Genomic DNA, 1088 nt, shown 5'->3' on the forward strand with positions numbered 1-1088 from the left:
CACTACGGTGGTTCAGCTCGTGATTTCGCACAAATCGATAACGCGCCAGAAGAAAAAGCGCGTGGTATCACCATCTCTACTTCACACGTAGAGTACGATACTCCTTCACGTCACTACGCACACGTAGACTGCCCAGGCCACGCTGACTATGTTAAAAACATGATCACTGGTGCTGCACAGATGGACGGCGCTATCTTAGTAGTAGCTTCTACTGACGGCCCTATGCCACAAACACGTGAGCACATCTTGTTGTCACGTCAGGTAGGCGTACCATTCATCGTTGTGTTCATGAACAAGTGCGACATGGTAGACGACGAAGAGTTGTTAGAGTTGGTTGAGATGGAAGTTCGTGAACTTCTTTCTGAGTACGACTTCCCAGGTGACGACTTGCCAGTCATCCAAGGTTCAGCATTGAAAGCATTGGAAGGCGACGAGCAGTGGGAGAAGAAGATTCTTGAGCTAGCAGAAGCTTTAGACTCGTACATCCCAGAGCCAGAGCGTGACATCGACAAGCCGTTCTTGATGCCAATCGAAGACGTATTCTCAATCTCAGGTCGTGGTACTGTAGTAACCGGTCGTGTTGAGCGTGGTATCGTGAACACTGGTGACGAAGTTGCTATCGTTGGTTTGAAAGAAACCACGAAGACAACTGTAACTGGTGTTGAGATGTTCCGTAAGTTGCTTGACGAAGGTCGTGCAGGTGAGAACATTGGTGCCTTGTTACGTGGTACTAAGCGTGAAGACGTACAACGTGGTCAAGTACTTGCTAAGCCAGGTTCAATCACGCCACACACTGACTTCGAAGCAGAAGTATACGTACTGAGCAAAGAAGAAGGTGGCCGTCATACGCCATTCTTCAAAGGCTACCGTCCACAGTTCTACTTCCGTACTACGGACGTAACTGGTTCAGTTGAGTTACCAGAAGGCGTAGAAATGGTTATGCCTGGTGACAACCTGAAGTTTGTTGTTCAGTTGATCGCGCCAATCGCGATGGACGAAGGTTTGCGTTTCGCAATCCGTGAAGGTGGCCGTACCGTAGGTGCAGGCGTAGTATCTAAAATCATCAAGTAATTAGATACGCTTCACAT

Annotated in this window: 1 protein-coding gene; it reads left to right on the forward strand. The window is 48.4% G+C overall.

The annotated features are described in order from the left end of the window. Window positions 1–1071, forward strand: a 1071-nt coding sequence (gene tuf / locus CWE06_RS12330; RefSeq protein ID WP_126794767.1) for an elongation factor Tu, incomplete at its 5' end; no start/stop codon positions are given. Window positions 1072–1088: the final 17 nt, after the last annotated feature.

Source organism: Aliidiomarina haloalkalitolerans, from assembly GCF_003987315.1.
Taxonomy (GTDB): Bacteria; Pseudomonadota; Gammaproteobacteria; order Enterobacterales; family Alteromonadaceae; genus Aliidiomarina; species Aliidiomarina haloalkalitolerans.